Genomic DNA, 19,438 nt, shown 5'->3' on the forward strand with positions numbered 1-19,438 from the left:
CGCCCCACCGATCCGGCGCCCCGACATTCAGGATAAATCTATGGCTCCTACCTCCCCTTCCGCAGCCGGCGCGACCAGCCGCTTTGCCGCCGGCCGCAGCCGCGACATCATCTGTCTCGGTCGCCTCGCGGTGGATCTGTACGCGCAGCAGGTCGGCGCGCGCCTCGAAGACGTATCGAGCTTCGCGAAATATCTGGGCGGATCGTCCGCGAATATCGCGTTCGGCTGCGCACGGCTTGGGCTCGCATCGGCGATGCTCGCGCGCGTCGGCAACGACCATATGGGGCGCTTTCTGACCGAGACGCTCGCGAGCGAAGGCTGCGACGTCAGCCACGTGCGCACCGACCACGAACGTCTGACCGCGCTCGTACTGCTCGGCCTGAAGGACCGCGATACGTTCCCGCTGATTTTCTACCGCGAGAACTGCGCGGACATGGCCGTCGACGAAGACGACTTCGACGAAGCGTTTATCGCGTCGTCGAAAGCGCTGCTGATTACCGGTACGCATCTGTCGACCGAACAGGTCAATTGCACGAGCCGGCGCGCGCTCGACTACGCGCGCCGCAACAACGTGCGCACCGTGCTCGACATCGACTACCGGCCGGTGCTGTGGGGCCTCACCGGCAAAGCCGACGGCGAAACGCGCTTTATCGCGAACGACAGCGTGAGCGCGCATTTGCAGAGCCTGCTGCCGCTGTTCGATCTGGTGATCGGCACGGAAGAAGAGTTTTGCATCGCGGGCGGCCACACCCATCTGACCGACGCATTGCGCACGGTGCGCGCGGTCACACCGGCGACGCTGATCGTCAAGCGCGGGCCGCTTGGCTGCCAGATCATCGACGGCGCGGTGCCCGCGACGCTCGACGATGCTCCGATTCACGGCGGCGTGCAGGTCGAAGTGCTGAACGTGCTTGGCGCGGGCGATGCGTTCGCATCGGGCTTTCTGTCGGGATGGCTGCGCGATCAGCCGCTCGACGCGTGCGCGCGCGCCGCGAATGCAAGCGGTGCGCTGGTCGTATCGCGTCACGGCTGCGCACCGGCGATGCCAACCCCCGCCGAACTCGACTACTTTCTCGCGCAAGCCAAAGCCGATCCGCAACGGATGCGGCGCCCGGACCTCGACGCGAAGCTCGCGCGGCTGCATCGCGTGACACCCGCGCGAAAGCGTTGGGACGAAGTGCTCGGCTTCGCATTCGACCATCGCAACCAGTTCTTCGAACTCGCGCAGCAAAGCGGCGCAAGCGAAGCGCGCATCGCGACGTTGAAGGGCCTGCTGGTCGACGCGGTCGCGCAAACCGAAACCGCGCTCGGTCTGCAAGGACGCATTGGCGTGCTGATCGACGACCGGTACGGCCAGGATGCGCTGAACGCAGCCACCGGCCGCGGCTGGTGGATCGGCCGTCCGGTCGAACTGCCGGGCTCGGCGCCGCTCGTCTTCGACCACGGCCGCTCGATCGGCACGACGCTCACCAGCTGGCCGCGCGAGCACGTGGTCAAGTGTCTCGTTCACTATCACCCGGACGAACCGGTCGAACAGCGGCTCGAACAGGAAGCGCAACTGCGCGCGCTGTACGACGCGGTGCAGGCGAGCGGCCATGAGCTGCTGCTCGAAGTGATTCCGCCGAAGCGCGCGGAGCTGCCCGCCGATGCCGATACCGTGGTTCGCGCATTGAAGCGCCTGTACAACATCGGCATCTATCCGGAATGGTGGAAGCTCGCACCACTCGACGCCGCGCAATGGAAAGCAGTCGACGCGCTGATCGCCGAGCGTGATCCGTATTGCCGCGGCGTCGTGCTGCTCGGCCTGTCGGCCCCGGTGGAGCAGCTGGTCGACGGCTTCCGCGCGGCGGCCGCGTCCGCGACGTGCCGCGGCTTCACGGTCGGCCGCACGATCTTCCATGAACCGGGCCATGCGTGGCTCGCCGGTGAAATCGGCGACGATGAACTGATCGCCCGCGTGCGGCGCACTTTTGAAACCTTGATCGCGGCGTGGCGCGCGGCGTGCGGCGGCGACGCCGCGCGAGCCGGCAGCCCGCGCACGGTCCACCAGGAGCAGGCAGCATGAACCAGCGTGGCTTGCAACACGAAACCGCAGCGGCGCAAAGCGCCGTCGCACAGGCCTCGCCAGACGGCACGATTCGTTTGACCGCGGCGCAGGCGCTGGTCCGCTATCTGGCGGCACAACGCGTCGTGACCGAAGACGGCAAAGGCACCGAGCCGCTTTTCGGCGGCGTATTCGCGATCTTCGGCCATGGCAACGTGGCCGGCATCGGCGAAGCGCTGTACCAGCACCGCAACGAATTGCCGACGCTGCGCGCGCATAACGAACAGGCGATGGCGCATAGCGCGATCGCCTATGCGAAGGCCCATTTCCGTCGCCGGATGATGGCGGTCACCACTTCCATCGGACCGGGCGCGACCAACCTCGTGACCGCGGCGGCGCTCGCGCACGTGAACCGTCTGCCGGTGCTGCTGCTGCCCGGCGATATCTTCGTATCGCGCGCGCCGGACCCGGTGCTGCAACAGGTCGAGGATTTCCACGACGGCGGCATCTCCGCGAACGACGCGTTCAAACCGGTGTCGCGCTACTTCGACCGGATCATGCATCCGGCGCAATTGCTCAGCGCGCTGCCACGCGCGTTGCGCGTGCTGACCGACGCCGCGCTATGCGGCCCGGTCACGCTCGCGCTGCCGCAGGACGTGCAAGCCACCGCGTACGACTATCCGGCCGACTTCTTTGAACCGCGCGTCGTGCAGTTTCATGCGCCGGCGCCGGTCGATCATGAAATCGCGGCCGCGCTTGCGCGACTACGCGAAGCGAAGCGGCCGCTGATCGCCGCCGGCGGCGGCGTGCTTTACGGCCGCGCGACCGAAGCGCTGCGCGCGTTCGCCGCGCAGCACGGTATGCCGGTCGCCGAAACGCAAGCCGGCAAAGGCTCGCTCGCGTGGGACAACCCGCTGAACATGGGCGCGCTCGGCGTAACCGGCTCGCCTGGTGCGAATGCGCTCGCGCACGAAGCCGATTGCGTGCTCGCGGTCGGTACACGCTTGCAGGACTTCACGACCGGCTCGAATACACTCTTTACGCAAGCGGAGGTGATCGGCATCAACGCGAATGCATTCGATGGACTCAAGCATCGCGGACTCGTTGTTCAGGCCGACGCGGGACGGGCACTGGCCGCTTTGTCCGCTCAATTGCGGGACTGGCGCGCGGACACCGGATGGACCCAGCGCGCGCACACGCTCGCCGACGAATGGCGCGCGAGCGTCGACAAGCTGACGCACGCGCCGCAGCGCGACAACGTGCTGCCGTACGACGCGGATGTGATCGGCACGGTCCAGCGTTCGAGTGCTCAGTCGTCGGCGAACGACATCGTCGTCTGCGCGGCCGGCACGCTGCCCGCCGAACTGCACAAGCTGTGGCGCGCGGGCCGGCCCGGCGCGTATCACGTCGAATACGGCTACTCGTGCATGGGCTACGAGATTGCCGGCGGCCTCGGCGTGAAGCTCGCGCGACCCGAGCGCGAAGTGATCGTGATGGTCGGCGATGGCAGTTATCTGATGCTCAACAGCGAGATCGCCACTTCCGTGATGCTCGGCGCGAAGCTGATCATCGTCGTGCTCGACAACCGGGGCTATGGCTGCATCAACCGTCTGCAGCAGGCGTGCGGCGGCGCACCGTTCAACAATCTGTTCGACGACTGCGTGCAGCAGACGCCCGGCGCACAGGCGATCGATTTCGCCGCGCATGCGCGCGCACTCGGTGCACGCGCGGAACACGCGGCGAATATCGGCGAGCTCGAAGCGGCGATGCAGCGTGCCCGCGCCGCGGACCGCACCTACGTGATCAGTATCGACACCGACCCCGCGCGCACCACCGACGACGGCGGCTGGTGGTGGGAGGTCGCGGTGCCCGAAGTGTCGCCGCGTGCGGGCGTGCGCGATGCACGCGCGCAATACGATGCGCAGCTCGCCGCGCGCGGCGATTCTCACAGGCAGGCACACGCAGGGTCGCGCGCGGCGTCTGGCGCCCACGCAGACAGCCCGTCATCCGACGAATGAGGACTTTCGCATGTCAACCTTCGAAGTACGTATCGGCATCAATCCGTTGTCGTGGATGAACGACGATCTGCCGTCGCTAGGCGGTGAAACGCCGCTCGAGGTCGCACTGACCGAAGGCCGCGAAATCGGCTATCAGGGGTTCGAACTCGGCAACAAATTTCCGCGCGAACCGCAGGCGTTGAAGACATTGCTCGCGCAGTACGATCTCGCGCTGGTCTCCGGCTGGTACTCCGGGCGGCTCGCGCAGCGCAGCGTCGCGGAAGAAATCGAATCGGTCGGGCCGCACCTGGAACTACTCGCGAAAAACGGCGCGAATGTGATGGTGTACGGCGAAGTCGCCGATTCGATTCAAGGGGCGCCGGCGCCGCTATATCAGCGCCCGCGCTTTTTTACCGACGCGCAGTGGGATGCTTACGCGACACGTGTCGACGAATTCGCGCAGTACACATTGAGCCGTGGCGTGCGGCTTGCTTATCACCATCATATGGGCGCGTACGTCGAAACGCCCGCCGACGTCGACCGGCTGATGGCGCAAACCGGCGATGCAGTCGGCCTGCTGTTCGACGCCGGCCATATTACGTTCGCGGGCGGCGATCCGCTCGAGGTGCTCGATAGACATATCGCGCGCGTGTGCCATGTGCATTGCAAGGACGTGCGCCCCGCGGTGATGAAGCTCGCGCGCAATCGTAACTGGAGTTTTCTCGATGCGGTGCTCAATGGCGCATTCACGGTGCCGGGCGATGGCGCGGTCGATTTCGCGGGCATCATCACGCGGCTGAAGCAACACGGTTATCGCGGCTGGCTGGTGGTCGAGGCCGAACAGGACCCGGCGGTCGCGCCGTCGTATGCGTACGCGGCGAAAGGCTACCGGACGCTGCGCTCGCTCGTCGATGCTCCGTTGCTCGCCGCACAGGAGGCAGCATGAGCTTACTGGTGAAGGCCCAGCGCGAAGGCCAGACAATCGCGCGCGTGACGCCCGACACGGCGGGCTGGCGCTATGTCGGCTTCGCCGCGTACCGGCTCGAAGCGAATGAAGTCGTGCATGTGCTCGAAGTCGAGCGCGAGGTATGCATCGTCGTGCTCGCGGGCGCGGTCGATATCGAAACCGATGCAACGCGCTGGAGCAGCCTCGGTTCGCGCGACAGCGTATTCGAAGACAGTGCGCCGGTTGCGGTTTATCTGCCGCCCGGCGTGCGCGCGACGGTTCGTGCGAACCGCCGTGCGGAAGTGGGCGTGGCAAGCGCGCCCGCGACCGGCAAGCACGCGGCGCGGCTGATCGAGCCCGCGAGCATGAAACGCTCGACGCGCGGCAAAGGGCTCAACACCCGCTATGTGTGCGACATTCTTCCGCAAACCGAACCGGCCGAAGCGCTACTCGTCGTCGAAGTGCGCACACCGGGCGGCCATTCGTCGAGCTATCCGCCGCACAAGCACGACACCGACAATGTGCCGCACGAAAGCTCGCTTGAGGAAACCTATTACCACCGGCTGAACCCGCCGCAGGGCTTTGCGTTCCAGCGTGTCTACACCGATGAGCGCGACCTCGACGAATCGATGGCCGTCGAAGACCACGACGTCGTGATGGTGCCGCGCGGTTACCATCCGGTGGTTGTGCCGTATGGCTACGACTCGTACTACCTGAATGTGATGGCCGGCACGCAGCGCGTGTGGCACTTCAAGAACGATCCCGCCCACGAGTGGATTATCGAGCGCGACGCGCGAGCCTGAAGGGTGGCGCCGATATCGGGCTACCACCTCGCGGATGAAGGGTCTGTTGTGATAGAGGGGCGGTTTCGCGCATGCTGACCGCCCCTCTTTCATGCAAGCCATGCCTATGACGACATCCGCATTGAACCCCTCCGTTGCTGCGCGCGCCGCTGCGCACACCAATACTGAACCGCATATCCCGGTCGTCGCGACACGAACAGGTGCGCGCGATGGCAGGCGCCCTCCCGACTATCGGCGCCGGCCTCATCCACAGCACAAACAATCACCTTCAGCCGCGCTGCCGACCAGCACGCAACTCACTAACCGGGGTGCATTGCCGCCGGCCGCTCCGACCCCGCCCACCATCGCAGCGGGCCCATTGGAATCGACGCCCGACGAACGATCGGCAACCGATACCGAATTGACGTCGCTGCTCGCACGCCATGACAAGGACGCGAGTGGAGACAATGCGAACGCTACCCTCGACGCGGTGAATGCCCAGTTGCACGCACGGCTAGCGGATGTTTCGATGGCCGGTTACCCGGATGACGTGCGCCGCTTCGAGCAGGACGAACAACGCGATCTCGGCAAGCTTGCGCAACTGTCGACCGATGACGCTGCTGCGTATCGCGACGGCATCAACATCAACGCCGGCAATGTCGGTTCGACGCCGAATGCGTGGCTGCGCGGCTTGTACGAACACGACGAGGACGGACTACGTGCCGAGATCGACACCGTTCATCTCGAAGCCGAGACCGACCCTCGCGAGCGCGCGCAAGCGGTATTCAATGCTCCCTTTGACCATGAAAAGTTGCTCGCCCCGCAGGAGCAGCGCAGTCTCGCGGCGCTTGGCGAACTGCGCCAGCAATTCCGCGCCGCAAGCACGGTAGCGGACCGCGACAAGATCTTCTCGGACGCATGCGCGCTCAAGCAATCGTTACAGAACAGGATTAGCGACGTCATAATCGACGCAATCCACGCGCAGAAAAAGGCCGAAGCGGCCAATGAAAACGACGTGATGCAGGCGTTCGAAGGCGCGCGCTCGTTGAGCGGTCCCGGCGCGACGTCAGGCGCGCGCCTCGCGTATTTCGCCAGCCGGATAGCTGCGGATGCCGCCCACGCGCGCGCGTTCACCGAGCTTCGGAACGTCACGCCGGAGCGGCTTGCACAACTCGACAAAGACGATCCGGAACGGTATCGGCAGCTAGCGGCGCTCGCACCCGAACGGCTTGCTCAACTGACGCAGTGGGAAAACGAGCTCGCCGCGCAGGACAGCGACGCCGCCCGTCGCTTGCCGGAGGTGACGCTCGACCCGCCGAAGAATTTGTCGGACGTGCGCTTTTATACGCCCGCTCCGGGGCCGGACTATGGCGAGAATCTGCGCAATCTCTACGGCGACGCACTCCGAAGCATCGTCGCCGCGGAAAAGCGCATCAGTATCTCGCATGAGCGACCTTCGTCTCCGGTCCGGCAAAACTACATCAAGCTGCATCAGCCCGAATCGTGACCGCGCGCGCCCCGTGACACGTGACCGGTGAGACGCGCGTGATCCACACGCCGGACCGCCCGCGCGCGTCGCCGCCCTCGCCTTCATCGCGTGTCAATTCGCCAATGCGTGCGCGCTTACAAGCTGGCGCAGCACCGTCTCCAGTTCGACGTCGCCTTTCAACACCTGCGCCGGGTCCTGCTCGAAATCGATCCAGCCCTCGTTGAAACCGTCGAGCATCTGGATTCGCGGCAGCGGGTACTTCATTTGTTGCGCTCGGAACAGATCATTCCACATCATGCGCGGCACGACCTGCGCGTGCACCTCGCGGCCAAGCACCGCACCGAACGCAGCGGCGATATCGCGTGGCGACACGCGACGCGGCCCTTCGAGCTCGACCACGCGTTTGCCGATCCATTCCTGTTGCAGCATCGTTGCGGCGACGCGTCCGATGTCCGCGGTCGCGACCATCGGCAGCGCCTTGTCGAGCGGCTGCAGAAAGCTCGACACGATGCCGTCGTCGCGTGCCGATGCGACGTCCCACGCGGCATTTTCCATAAACCACGCCGGACGCAGAAACGCGACTGGCATCGGTAAATCGGCGAGCGCCTCTTCCAACAGCGTACGTTGCGTCAACAGGTTCGGCCGTTGCACGTGCGCGCCGACCGTCGACAGGCAGACGACGCGCGCGGGCCGCGCCATCTGCAGCGCGGCCTTCACCGCGTCGATGACCGCACGCGCTTCGGGAAAGCCCGGCGCCGGATCGAACTCCGATGGCGGCAGGATAAAGACGCCGCGCGCGCCGTCGAACGCGGCGGCAAGCGCTGACGCGTCGCGCATATCAGCCTGCGCGATCGCGCAGCCTCGCGCGGCCCACGTGCGGCCCTTGTCGAGATCGCGCACGATCGCGCGTACAGGTTGAGCGTCGGCCAGCAGTGCACGCCCGAGCGCGCCGCCGACCTGGCCCGTGATACCGGTGATTGCATACATGACAGCTTCCTTCAGAGATCGGTTAAGAATCCGTTGCGATGAACGTTGGCCGTATCTTAGGAAGCGAACCGCGCCGGAGAAATCGACGCGATGTCATTTGATTCGTGACTTTGGATCACCACTGCGACGAAAAACCCCGGCGGAAAAGACTCAAACGTCCATCACGCGCTCGATCTGTTCGCGCAACGCCGGCGTGCAGACCATCACGCGATTGCCGTGCTGCAAACATTCCGGCGTGAGGAAGTCGTTTGCCCAGCCGCCCGCTTCCTCGACAAGCAGCACGCCAGCCGCCGCATCCCACGAATTGATGTGCAGTTCGCAATAAGCGTCCTGTCGTCCGATTGCGACATACGCGATGCCGAGCGCTCCGGAGCCGCGCCGCTTCACGCCGGCGCCGAGCGCATGCAGACGCGCATGCACCGTCGAATAGCTGTCGAACGCCACGCGCGATGACCAGCCCAGTTCGACGACGGACTGCCGGATATCGGTGATAGGGCTGACCTTGATCGGCGCGCCGTTCAACGTCGCACCGGCACCACGCCGCGCCGCGAACAGTTCGTCGCGCATCGGGTCGTACAGCACGCCGACCTCGGTGCGCCCGTCGCGCACAAACGCAATCGACACACAAAAATGCGCGACGCCGCGCGCGAAATCCGCGGTGCCGTCGATCGGATCGACGATCCACACGTCGCGGCCGAACGACCCGCCGCCTTCTTCGCCGAAGAAATCGTCGTCGGGGAACGCTTCAGCAATGCGCGCCGCAATCAGGCGTTCGACTTCCGCATCCGTTTCGGTCAGATAGTCTTGCGGTCCCTTGAACTTCAACGTCAACGCTTCGTCACGCTGTTCGAATCTCAGGCGGGTCAGCCGGCCGGCCTCGCGCGCGATCGCGCAGGCGGCCAGATAGCGATGAGTCAACTGCAGGTCGGTCATACATTCCCTCACATCGGACAAGCGCGGGCCAGCGGCGCCGCGCGGGTGGCGTGGTTCAGCGCGCTTGCCTCGCGCGCGCCGGCATCGAAGCGCACCGGAACGCGTATCAAAGCGATTCGGTTAGCATCCGCCGGTAGTCGGCTGCGCTCGCGTCGCGCGGATTGGTCTTGTGGCAATGGTCGGCGAGCGCGCCCGCAATGACCTTGTCGAACACGCTCGCGTCGACGCCCATCTGCGCGAGGCCGGTCGGCAAGCCAAGACGCGCGGTCATATCGTGCACTGCCTGTGCGACATCCGCGTGATCCGGCAAGCCCATTGCGCGGCGCATGCGCGGGAAACGGCGGTTCGCGATCACGCTGTCCGCGCTTTCGTTAAAGCGCAGCACCGCCGGCAGCACGACCGCGTTCAGCGTGCCATGGTGCAGTGACGTGCGTCCGCCAACCGGCACGCCGCCCAGCGGATGCGATAGCGAATGCACGCAGCCGAGCCCCTTCTGAAACGCCATCGCGCCTTGCATCGATGCGCTCATCATCTGCAGGCGCGCGTCGCGGTCGCTGCCGTCCGCAGTCGCGCGCTCGATATGCGCCCATGCGCGCTCGAGCCCGTCGAGCGCGATACCGTCCGCCGGCGGATTGAACGCCGACGACAGAAACGTCTCGATGCAATGCGCGATCGCATCCATACCGGTCGCTGCCGTCAACGCGGGCGGCAAGCCTAGCGTGAGACCCGGATCGCAGATCGCCGCCTTCGGCAGCAGGTGCCACGAATGAAAACCGAGTTTGCGGCCGTCGTTCAGAATGACGATCGCACCGCGCGCGACTTCGCTGCCGGTGCCGGCGGTCGTCGGCACCGCGATCAGCGGCGCGCTTCTTTCCGTGATCCGGTTGCTGCCGCCTTCGATCGTCGCGTACTGCGTGAGCGGCCCTGCGTGCGCAACGACGATCGCGACGCCCTTCGCAAGGTCGATCGACGAACCGCCGCCGACCGCGATCAGCCCGTCGCAGCCGGCTTCGCGATAACGCGCGGCGGCGGCTAGCACCATCGCTTCGGTCGGGTTCGATGGCGTATCGTCGAATACCGGTGCGTCGCCGAAGCTCGACGCGTCGAGGACGCGCGCGACGAGCCCCGCCGCGACCACGCCCTTGTCGGAGACGACGAGCGGCCGCTTGATACCGGCGCGCGCGCATTCGGCCGGCAATTGCGCGAGCGCGTCGTAGCCGAGATGAATGTGGGTCAGATAGTAGATGTACGCCATGTCGGTTGCGCTCCTCGATGTTCGTTCTGATAGTCGGCAGCGTGCTGCCGGGTTCCGGAGACATCCTGCTGATACGCAAAACGAATGCGCCGCCGCGGCACATACGCAACCGGTTTCGCGCAGTGCGCGTGGCGACTGACGTCTAGTCTACTGCCCCGGGCGCTCGACAAACTCGAACGGCAGTCCGCGCCGGCGCATCCATTCGCCTAGCGCCTGACCGGTGCCCGCGCGCCACGGCCGCAGCTTTGCCGGCTCGACGAGCCGGTACTCGAGCAGTTCCGGCGACAGCGCAATGGTGCCGTGCGCGCGCACGTGATACGCGATGATCAGCTCGTTCTTGCGGATAAATTCATAGACGCCGACGAGATCGACCGTATCGGCAACCAGCGACGTCTCCTCCTTCACTTCGCGCGCGATGCCTTGCTCCGGCGTCTCGCCGTTTTCAAGAAAACCGGTGATCAGCGCAAACATGCCCTCCTGCCATGCGGCGTTGCGCGCAAGCAGAATCCGGCCTTCGTATTCGACAATCGCGGCCACTACCGGCAGCGGATTGTTCCAGTGCACGTAGCCGCAGCCATCGGCCGGACAGTTTTGACGAATGCGGCCGCCTTCATGGGCGGGATCGGCGCGCTCGGTGAGCGGCGTCGCACAGCGGGGGCAGAAACGGTAATCGGACATGTTGACGGACGTGGTAGTCGGGTTTTGCTTAGGTATCGGGACAGTGATCCGGCATGATGCGCTGAGGCGGTCGTGACGCGGCGGCGTCGTTACGCTCTGGCGCCCGCGGTTTCACCGTTACGCCGCATCGCAAAGCTGCCGCACTTCGGCAACGAAGCGCTCGACGGTTTCCGGCTGCGTATCCCACGCGCACATCAGCCGGCAACCGCCCGCGCCGATGAACTCGTAGAACTTCCAGCCGCGCGTGCGCATCGCCTTCGCGACGTCGGCCGGCAGCTGCGCAAACACTGCGTTCGATTGCGATGGAAACATGATGCTGACGCCCGGGATCCCGGCCAGCCGTGTTGCCATCAACCGTGCCATCGCGTTCGCGTGGCGCGCGTTGCGCAGCCACACATCGTGGTCGAGCAGACCGAGCCACGGCGCGGAGATAAAGCGCATCTTCGACGCGAGCTGGCCCGCCTGCTTCAACCGGTACGCGAAATCCTCGGCGAGCGCGCGATCGAAAAACACCACCGCCTCGCCGACCGGCAAGCCGTTTTTCGTGCCGCCGAAGCACAGCACGTCGACGCCGGCGCGCCATGTGATTTCGGACGGATGCACGTCGAGCGCGGCGACCGCGTTCGCGAAGCGCGCGCCATCCATATGCACTTTCAGATGCCGGCGCTTCGCGATGGCCGCGATCGCGCGCACTTCCTCGACGCTGTACACGGTGCCGACTTCCGTCGATTGCGTGAGCGTGACGACCTTCGGCTTCGGATAGTGGATATCCGCGCGGCGGGTGACCACTGCTTCGATCGCATCGGGCGTGAGCTTGCCGTTCACGCCGGGCGCGGTCAGCAGCTTCGAACCGTTCGAGAAGAATTCGGGACCGCCGCATTCGTCGGTTTCGATATGCGCGAGTTCATGGCAGATCACCGAGTGGTACGACTGACACAGCGACGCGAGCGCGAGCGAGTTCGCGGCGGTGCCGTTGAACACGAAGAACACTTCGCAGTCGGTCTGGAACAGATCGCGCAGGCGGTCGCAGACGCGCTGCGTCCAGGAGTCGTCGCCGTAAGCGGGCTCGTGGCCGCTGCCGTTGGCGGCGATTAGCGCTTCGAGCGCCTCGGGGCAAATGCCCGCATAGTTGTCCGACGCGAAATGTTGCATGGCTGCGGTGCGCGCGGCGCGTGCCGCGCGTTTCTCGTATGGGGGAAAGCTGACATTTTAGTGCGCGGGCGGCCGATCGGTTGGGCGCGCGCGGGACGCGCAGGTGCCAGCAGGCACGCAGAGGGACTCATCGCGTCGCCGGCATGTTGGTGCGGCGAGGCCGATGTGACGACGCGGGTGCGTGCGCAATCGCTGCGACCGGTGCTTCCTGAATGCGATGGGATGGCGAAGATGCGACGTCGCATGCTATGGCACGGCAACGCGCGAGCACGCAATCCGCGCGCTACCTTCGCGTCGCCCACACGAGCACGACCAGACCGATCGCACCCGCCAGCAGCGCGCCGGCCGCGAGCCAAAGCGCCAGCGTGAACGAGCCGGTCCTCGCGGCAATCGGCGCGGCGGCGAGCGGTCCGGCGATCTGGCCAAGACCGTACGCGGCTGTCGCATAGCCCATCAGACCGGCCGCGTCGTCGCCGTGGAGCCGGCGAGCCTCGCGCATCGCGAATAGCGTGATCGCGGTGAACGGCAATCCAATCAGCACACTGCCGGACGCGAAACCCGCCGCGCTCGGCCAGACGATGCCCGACGCGATACCCAGCGCCTGCAGCAGGTAACAACCCGCCAGCAACGTCCGGTTATCCCAGTGCGCGGGCAGACGCGCACCACACAGCGAGCCCGCCATCAGCGCGATGCCGAACATCGGCCAGAACAGATCGGGCCATGCTGAGCCCGGCAGCGCAGCGCGCGCGATCACCGGCAGAAAGGTCGCCGTGATGATGTAACCGAAGCCAGGAATCGCATAGAGGACTACGAGCCACGCGGCATCGGTGCGGTGCACACGGCGTTCGATCGCGGCGGCGACGCTCGCGCGGTCGGTTGCACGCGGTGAGGGGGTCATGGTTGCGTCACGGGTGGTGAAACGCGGCACGGCAACGGGCGCGACTGAAGGCGTGGCGCGCGCCGGGGTTCGCTTCGGGTTGGCTTCGCCGGTCGCGCACGCCGCAGCGGCAGCGCGACGGCGAGGTGCTCCGGTCGCCTGTTCGAGACGATTAACCGGATCGAAAACCCGCCATACGGCAGCGCTGAGCACGGCCGATACCAGGCCGAAACCGAGCCAACCCGCTTGCGCGCCGTAGTTGCCGGCGACGCTCACAAACAATCCAGTGCCGACGATGCCCATACCGGGGCCGGTGTAGATCAGCCCACCCCACGCGCTCTCGCCCAGTTCGGCCAGCCGGCGCAACCCCCATTGCGACGCGAACACGAAGGTCCATGCGCTGGCAATACCCGCGGCGAAACGCACCGCTGCCCAACACCCGATGCCGTCGATCGCACCCATCGCCAGCACCAGCAGCACGGTCGCACACAGTCCGCCACGCACGACGCGCGCCGCATTGACGCGCAGCGCCGCGCAACTGAGCGCACCGGCGAAATAGCCCGCGTAGTTCGCCGATGCCAGCCAGCCGCCTTGCTGGATATCGAGCGCGCCGCTTTTGAGCATCAGCGGCAGCAGCGGCGTGAACGCGAAACGGCCGACGCCGAGCGCCACCGCCAGCGCCACCATGCACGCGAGCGCCGTGCGGCGCGCCGCGGCCGGCTCGGCGCGCACTTCGGTCGTGGCGCGGGTACGGCCGTTCATCAAGCGAAACAGGGTCGGTCGCATTGAGACGCATCAAGGAACCCGATGCATCCCATGCTAAACCGCCTTTCCTATTCGAAAAAATGAATTATATTGAACGGAATCATCGCCCGGAGAGAACGTCTGGGGAATCTGGAGAGATGCATGGACCTCGCCGCATTGACGATTTTCCGCGCAGTGGTACGCGAGAACGGCGTAACACGGGCTGCCGCAAAGCTAAACCGGGTGCAGTCGAACGTGACGACGCGCATCAAGCAGCTTGAAGAGCAACTCGGCACGGACCTTTTTATCCGCGACGGCCGCCGGCTGGTGCTGACGCCTGCTGGCGAAACGCTGCTGCCGTACGCAGAACGTCTGCTCGCGCTTGCTGACGAAGCGCGCCACGCGGTCCGTGAAAACCGTCCGAGCGGACGGCTGCGCGTGGGCACGATGGAAAGCGTCGCGGCGACACGAATGCCGGAACTGCTCGCGCGGTATCACCGAACCTGGCCCGATGTATCGCTCGAGCTCGAAACCGGTACGACAGGACGGCTGATTGAACGCGTGCGCGAATTCGAAGTGGACGCCGCGCTGGTCGCGACACCGCTCGACGTTGCGGCGTGTCTTGGCGAGCAGTTCGATTCGGTGCCGGTGTTTCGCGAGGACCTCGTGATGCTGACGCCGCGCGATCATCCGCCGATTCACCATGCGCGCGACATTGCGCTGTCGACGCTGATTGCGTTCGAACGGGGCTGTGCGTATCGCAGCTACGTCGAGAAGTGGTACCACGAACATGGGATGCAGCCGGCACGCGTGCTGGAACTCGGCTCGTACCACGCGATCATCGCGTGCGTCGCGGCGGGAGCGGGTGTCGCCGTTGCGCCCCGGTCCGTGCTGGAACTGCGGCCGGAAGCGGACAACGTCGCGGTGCACTCGCTGGGTGAGCTCGGCTCGATCGAAACGCTGCTGATCTGGCGGCGCGGGCATTTTTCGTCGGCGCTCAACGCGCTGCGGGAGATGCTGCTGGAACAGAGTAACCTGAGTGCGGTTGGCGCGAGGGCGGTGGAAGACCGGGATGGGGTGGTAGAGGCGGTGTAGCCTGGACAACGCGTGGTTGGAGCGTGGCGGCGAATCTTGTCAATGTACCGCTGATGCCAGGCAATCGCGGTACCAGGACAAAAAGCCCAAAAGTCGATGGTCAACTTTTGGGCTTTTTTGCTGTCAGTCCGCGTCAGAACCGCATCACAGCTGCGCTTCGACCCAGCCTTTGACGCCGGCCAGCGCGGCCGGCAAGTTAGCGGGTTCAGTGCCGCCGGCCTGGGCCATGTCCGGGCGACCGCCGCCCTTGCCGCCGACCTGCTGTGCAACGAAGTTCACAAGTTCGCCCGCCTTCACCTTCTTGCTCGCATCCGACGTGACGCCGGCGATCAGGCTGACCTTGCCGCCCTCGACCGACGCGAGCACGATCGCCGCGCTCTTCAGCTTGTCCTTCAGCTTGTCCACCGTTTCGCGCAGCGTCTTCACATCCGCGCCTTCAAGCGTGGCCGCGAGCACATGCACGCCGGACACTTCGATCGCCTGACCAGCCAGCTCGTCGCCCTGGCTCGACGCAAGCTTCGACTTCAGCGCGCCCAGTTCCTTTTCGAGCGACTTCACCTGGTCCTGCACCTGCGCGATGCGCTGCGTGAGCTCCGACGGCTGCGCCTTCAGCGCGGCCGCGGCCGCGTTGATGCGCGTATCGAGCTCCTGCACGTAGCGCACTGCGTTGTCGCCGGTAATCGCCTCGACGCGGCGAATACCCGCCGCCACGCCGCCTTCCATCACAATCTTGAAGAAGCCGATATCGCCGGTGCGGTGCACGTGAGTGCCGCCGCACAGCTCGCGCGAGAAACCGAGATCGAGCACGCGCACTTCATCGCCGTACTTTTCGCCGAACAGCGCCATCGCACCGCCCTTCACCGCTTCATCGAACGGCATCACGCGCACGATGCCCGGCGCGTTCGAGAGCACTTCGGCGTTGACGATCGCCTCGACGCGACGGATTTCGTCATCGGTCATGGGCGCGTTGTGCGCGAAGTCGAAACGCGTCTTGTCCGCGTCGACGAGCGAGCCTTTCTGCTGCACGTGGCTGCCGAGCACTTCGCGCAACGCCTTGTGCATCAGGTGCGTGGCCGAGTGATTGCGCGCGGTGCGCGCGCGGCGCACCGCATCGATCTCCGCCTTCACGACGTCGCCAACCTTAAGCAAGCCCTGCTCGAGCTCGCCGTGATGGCCGACCACGTCCGCCTGCACCTTCTGCGTATCGGTGACCGCGAAGCGCACGCTCGCATTCGCGAGCACACCCTGGTCGCCGATCTGGCCGCCCGACTCCGCGTAGAACGGTGTGTGATCGAGCACGACCACCGCCTGCTGCCCCTTCGCGACCTCCTTGACCGGCGCGCCATCGACATACAGCGCGGTGACCTTCGCATCGTCGAAGACGATCTCTTCGTAGCCATGGAACGTGGTCTTCGCACCGGAGTACTCGAGCCCCTGCGCCATCTTGAACTTGCCGGCCGCGCGCGCCTGCTCGCGCTGACGCGCCATCGCCTCGTCGAATGCCGGTTCGTCGACGCTGACGCCGCGCTCGCGGCACACGTCGGCGGTCAGATCGAGCGGGAAGCCGTACGTGTCGTGCAGCTTGAACGCGAGCTCGCCGTCGAGCGTCTTGCCGCTCTTTGCGTCGAGGTCGGCCAGCGCGTTTTCGAGAATCGACATGCCGTGCTCGATCGTCTCGAAGAAACGCTCTTCTTCCTGCCGCAGCACGTCGGTCACGCGGGCCTGCGCTTCCTTCAGTTCCGGATACGCGCCGCCCATCTGCGCAACGAGGTCCGCCACCAGCTTGTGGAAGAACGCCTGCTTGCGGCCGAGCTTGTAGCCATGCCGGATCGCGCGGCGCACGATCCGGCGCAGCACGTAGCCGCGGCCTTCGTTGCCCGGAATCACGCCGTCGACGATCAGGAACGAACACGCGCGAATATGGTCGGCAATCACCTTCAACGAGTTATTCGTTGCATCGGCAACGCCCGTTTCGCGCGCGGCGGCCGCGATCAGCGCCTGGAACAGGTCGATTTCGTAGTTGCTGTGCACGTGCTGCAGCACCGCGGCGATCCGTTCGAGGCCCATGCCGGTGTCCACGCACGGCTTCGGCAGCGGCGTCATGTTGCCCTGCGCGTCGCGGTTGAACTGCATGAACACGAGATTCCAGATTTCGATGTAACGGTCGCCGTCTTCTTCCGGCGATCCGGGAGGGCCGCCCCATACGTCCGGGCCGTGGTCGTAGAAGATTTCCGAGCACGGGCCGCACGGGCCGGTATCGGCCATTTGCCAGAAGTTATCCGACGCGTAGCGCGCGCCCTTGTTGTCGCCGATGCGAATGATGCGCCCGGTCGGCACGCCGACCTCGTTCGCCCAGATGCCGTACGCTTCGTCGTCTTCCTGGTAGACGGTGACCCACAGCTTTTCCTTCGGCAGCTGGTAGACGGTCGTGAGCAGCTCCCACGCGTAGTGGATTGCGTCGCGCTTGAAATAGTCGCCGAACGAGAAATTGCCGAGCATCTCGAAGAACGTATGGTGACGCGCGGTATAGCCGACGTTTTCGAGGTCGTTATGCTTGCCGCCCGCGCGCACGCTGCGCTGTGCGGTCGTGGCACGCGAATACGGACGCTTCTCGGCGCCGAGGAACACGTCCTTGAACTGCACCATGCCCGAATTGGTGAAGAGCAGCGTCGGGTCGTTGCCCGGCACGAGGCTCGACGAACGGACAATACTGTGGCCCTTCGATTCGAAGAACTTGAGGAATTTCTCGCGGATTTCGGCGGCTTTCATAACGGGCTGGGGACGGTTCCGGGCAGAGATCCCGACGCGTTGTGCACCCGTTATGCACCCTTCGTGCATCGTGTACCGGCGTCGTGAATCGGTAGTTTCCTGAACCGCCGATTATACGGGATCGGCACGCGCGCGCGGCGGCGTGGCGCCGCCTGCACGCGGCGCTGGCCATTCGGCCAGGGAAGCCGGGTCCAGGGTCGCCGGAGAGGACACCGGTCGCGAGGCGCATTCCCAATCCGGCAAGCGGCAAACTGACCGCGCTCGGACTTCGCCTCTATCGCGCCTATGCCGTTTGGCCGAATGGGCCGACGCGCGTCGATCGCTTAAGATGCCTGGGTTGCTGTAATCCGACGTGACAACCTGCTGCATTCGCTGCTCCCTGCGCCACGTTGCGCAGGGGTTATAAAGGAGACATCAACCGACTATGGGCGCTCTCAATCATATCCGCGTGCTCGATCTCAGCCGCGTGCTGGCCGGTCCATGGTGCGCGCAAACGCTCGCCGATTTCGGCGCCGACGTGATCAAGATCGAACGGCCGGGTACCGGCGACGATACGCGCCACTGGGGCCCGCCGTACCTGAAGGCACCCGACGGCGCCGATACGCGCGAAGCGGCCTATTACCTTGCTGCAAACCGCAACAAGCGTTCGGTCACCGTCGATATCGCCACCCCGGAGGGCCAGCGCATCGTGCGCGAACTCGCGGCGCAGAGCGACGTCGTGCTGGAAAACTACAAGGTCGGCCAGTTGAAACGCTATGGGCTCGATTACGACTCGTTGCGCGCGGTGAAGCCCGACCTGATCTACTGCTCGGTGACGGGCTTCGGCCAGACCGGGCCGTACGCGCAGCGGGCCGGCTACGACTTTATCGTGCAGGGCCTCGGTGGTTTCATGAGCATTACCGGCGAACGCGACGGTGAGCCGGGCGGCGGCCCACAGAAGGCCGGCGTTGCGATCGCCGACCTGATGACCGGCATGTACGCGAGCGTCGCGGTACTGACCGCGCTTGCGCATCGCGAGCGCACCGGCGTCGGTCAGTACATCGATATGGCGCTGCTCGACGTGCAGGTTGCGATGCTCGCGAACATGAATTCGAACTTCCTCGCGAGCGGCACGCCGCCTGCGCGCTGGGGCAACGCGCATCCGAACATCGTGCCGTATCAGACATTTCAGACAAGCGATGGCTGGATCATCGTCGCGGTCGGCAACGATGGCCAGTTCCGCAAATTCGTCGAAGCGGGCGGTCGCGCCGAACTCGCGGACGACGAGCGTTTCGCGACCAATCCGGCGCGCGTGCGCAACCGCGAAACGCTCGTGCCGCTGCTGGCCGCAATGGTCCGCACGCTGAGCAAGCGCGAGTGGATCGATGCGCTCGAAGCGGCGCAGGTGCCGTGTGGGCCGATCAATGACTTGCGCGAAGTGTTCGAGAACGAGCAGGTCGTCGCGCGCGGCATGCAGATCGATCTGCCGCATCCGTCGGGTGGCACGGTCAAGCTGGTGCGCAATCCGGTCAACATGAGCGAGACGCCGCCGCGCGCGGTCGCGCATCCGCCGACGCTCGGCGAGCACACTGACGATGTGCTGCGCAACGTGCTCGGATATGACGATGCGCGGATCGCCGCGTTGCGCGCGCAACAGGTGGTCTGATCAGATCGTGAATGTGGCGCGAACGGGCTTCGCGTCACGCCACCG

Annotated in this window: 14 protein-coding genes; 7 read left to right on the top strand and 7 right to left on the bottom strand. The window is 65.6% G+C overall.

The annotated features are described in order from the left end of the window. The first annotated feature begins 40 nt into the window (after positions 1-40). The 5 genes from BX592_RS16960 (at position 41) to BX592_RS16980 (ending at position 7,276) form a co-directional block, all read left to right on the top strand. Entirely contained in the window at positions 41-2,065 is a 2,025-nt protein-coding gene (locus tag BX592_RS16960) for a bifunctional 5-dehydro-2-deoxygluconokinase/5-dehydro-2-deoxyphosphogluconate aldolase (protein ID WP_134192981.1), read from the top strand. Beyond that, positions 2,062-4,062, top strand: coding sequence for a 3D-(3,5/4)-trihydroxycyclohexane-1,2-dione acylhydrolase (decyclizing) (iolD, locus tag BX592_RS16965; protein WP_134192982.1), 2,001 nt, complete (start codon positions 2,062-2,064; stop codon positions 4,060-4,062). The genes BX592_RS16960 and iolD overlap by 4 nt, the downstream gene beginning before the upstream one ends. 10 nt (positions 4,063-4,072) lie before the next feature. Continuing rightward, on the top strand, positions 4,073-4,987 hold the full coding sequence (gene iolE / locus BX592_RS16970; protein ID WP_134192983.1) for a myo-inosose-2 dehydratase: 915 nt from the start codon (positions 4,073-4,075) through the stop codon (positions 4,985-4,987). Further along, positions 4,984-5,790 carry a 5-deoxy-glucuronate isomerase gene (gene iolB, locus BX592_RS16975; protein ID WP_134192984.1) on the top strand — a complete coding sequence of 269 codons (807 nt, stop codon included), beginning with the start codon at positions 4,984-4,986 and terminating at the stop codon, positions 5,788-5,790. The genes iolE and iolB overlap by 4 nt, the downstream gene beginning before the upstream one ends. Positions 5,791-6,148: 358 nt before the next feature. Continuing rightward, complete coding sequence (locus tag BX592_RS16980; RefSeq protein WP_134192985.1) at positions 6,149-7,276, top strand: hypothetical protein; 1,128 nt, start codon at positions 6,149-6,151, stop codon at positions 7,274-7,276. Between the two features lie 93 nt (positions 7,277-7,369). Here BX592_RS16980 and BX592_RS16985 read toward each other — a convergent pair whose 3' ends face one another. The 6 genes from BX592_RS16985 to BX592_RS17010 all read right to left on the bottom strand — a co-directional run bounded on the left by BX592_RS16985 (position 7,370) and on the right by BX592_RS17010 (position 13,902). Then, positions 7,370-8,245 (bottom strand): NmrA family NAD(P)-binding protein, encoded by an 876-nt coding sequence (locus BX592_RS16985; RefSeq protein ID WP_134192986.1) that lies wholly within the window; start codon positions 8,243-8,245, stop codon positions 7,370-7,372. Between the two features lie 150 nt (positions 8,246-8,395). After that, the gene (locus BX592_RS16990; protein ID WP_134192987.1) at positions 8,396-9,178 is read right to left on the bottom strand and encodes an inositol monophosphatase family protein; all 783 of its coding nucleotides are present in this window, start codon (positions 9,176-9,178) and stop codon (positions 8,396-8,398) included. Between the two features lie 106 nt (positions 9,179-9,284). Then, complete coding sequence (locus BX592_RS16995) at positions 9,285-10,433, bottom strand: iron-containing alcohol dehydrogenase (protein WP_134192988.1); 1,149 nt, start codon at positions 10,431-10,433, stop codon at positions 9,285-9,287. A gap of 147 nt (positions 10,434-10,580) precedes the next feature. Beyond that, the gene (locus tag BX592_RS17000) at positions 10,581-11,111 is read right to left on the bottom strand and encodes an NUDIX domain-containing protein (RefSeq protein ID WP_134192989.1); all 531 of its coding nucleotides are present in this window, start codon (positions 11,109-11,111) and stop codon (positions 10,581-10,583) included. A 117-nt stretch (positions 11,112-11,228) separates the two neighbouring features. Then, positions 11,229-12,263, bottom strand: coding sequence for a threonine aldolase family protein (locus BX592_RS17005; RefSeq protein ID WP_134192990.1), 1,035 nt, complete (start codon positions 12,261-12,263; stop codon positions 11,229-11,231). Positions 12,264-12,546: 283 nt separating this feature from the next. Then, complete coding sequence (locus BX592_RS17010) at positions 12,547-13,902, bottom strand: YbfB/YjiJ family MFS transporter (RefSeq protein ID WP_134192991.1); 1,356 nt, start codon at positions 13,900-13,902, stop codon at positions 12,547-12,549. 144 nt (positions 13,903-14,046) lie between these two features. On the opposite strand from BX592_RS17010, the gene BX592_RS17015 reads away from it, so the two are divergent. Next, positions 14,047-14,979, top strand: a complete 933-nt coding sequence (locus BX592_RS17015; RefSeq protein WP_134192992.1) for a LysR family transcriptional regulator — start codon at positions 14,047-14,049, stop codon at positions 14,977-14,979. Positions 14,980-15,123: 144 nt separating this feature from the next. On the opposite strand, the gene alaS is transcribed toward BX592_RS17015, so the two are convergent. Further along, positions 15,124-17,748 carry an alanine--tRNA ligase gene (gene alaS, locus BX592_RS17020; protein ID WP_134192993.1) on the bottom strand — a complete coding sequence of 875 codons (2,625 nt, stop codon included), beginning with the start codon at positions 17,746-17,748 and terminating at the stop codon, positions 15,124-15,126. A 424-nt stretch (positions 17,749-18,172) separates the two neighbouring features. On the opposite strand from alaS, the gene BX592_RS17025 reads away from it, so the two are divergent. Continuing rightward, positions 18,173-19,393, top strand: coding sequence for a CaiB/BaiF CoA transferase family protein (locus BX592_RS17025; RefSeq protein ID WP_134192994.1), 1,221 nt, complete (start codon positions 18,173-18,175; stop codon positions 19,391-19,393). The last annotated feature ends 45 nt before the right edge of the window (positions 19,394-19,438 follow it).

It is taken from the genome of Paraburkholderia rhizosphaerae, assembly GCF_004366595.1.
Taxonomy (GTDB): domain Bacteria; phylum Pseudomonadota; class Gammaproteobacteria; order Burkholderiales; family Burkholderiaceae; genus Paraburkholderia; species Paraburkholderia rhizosphaerae.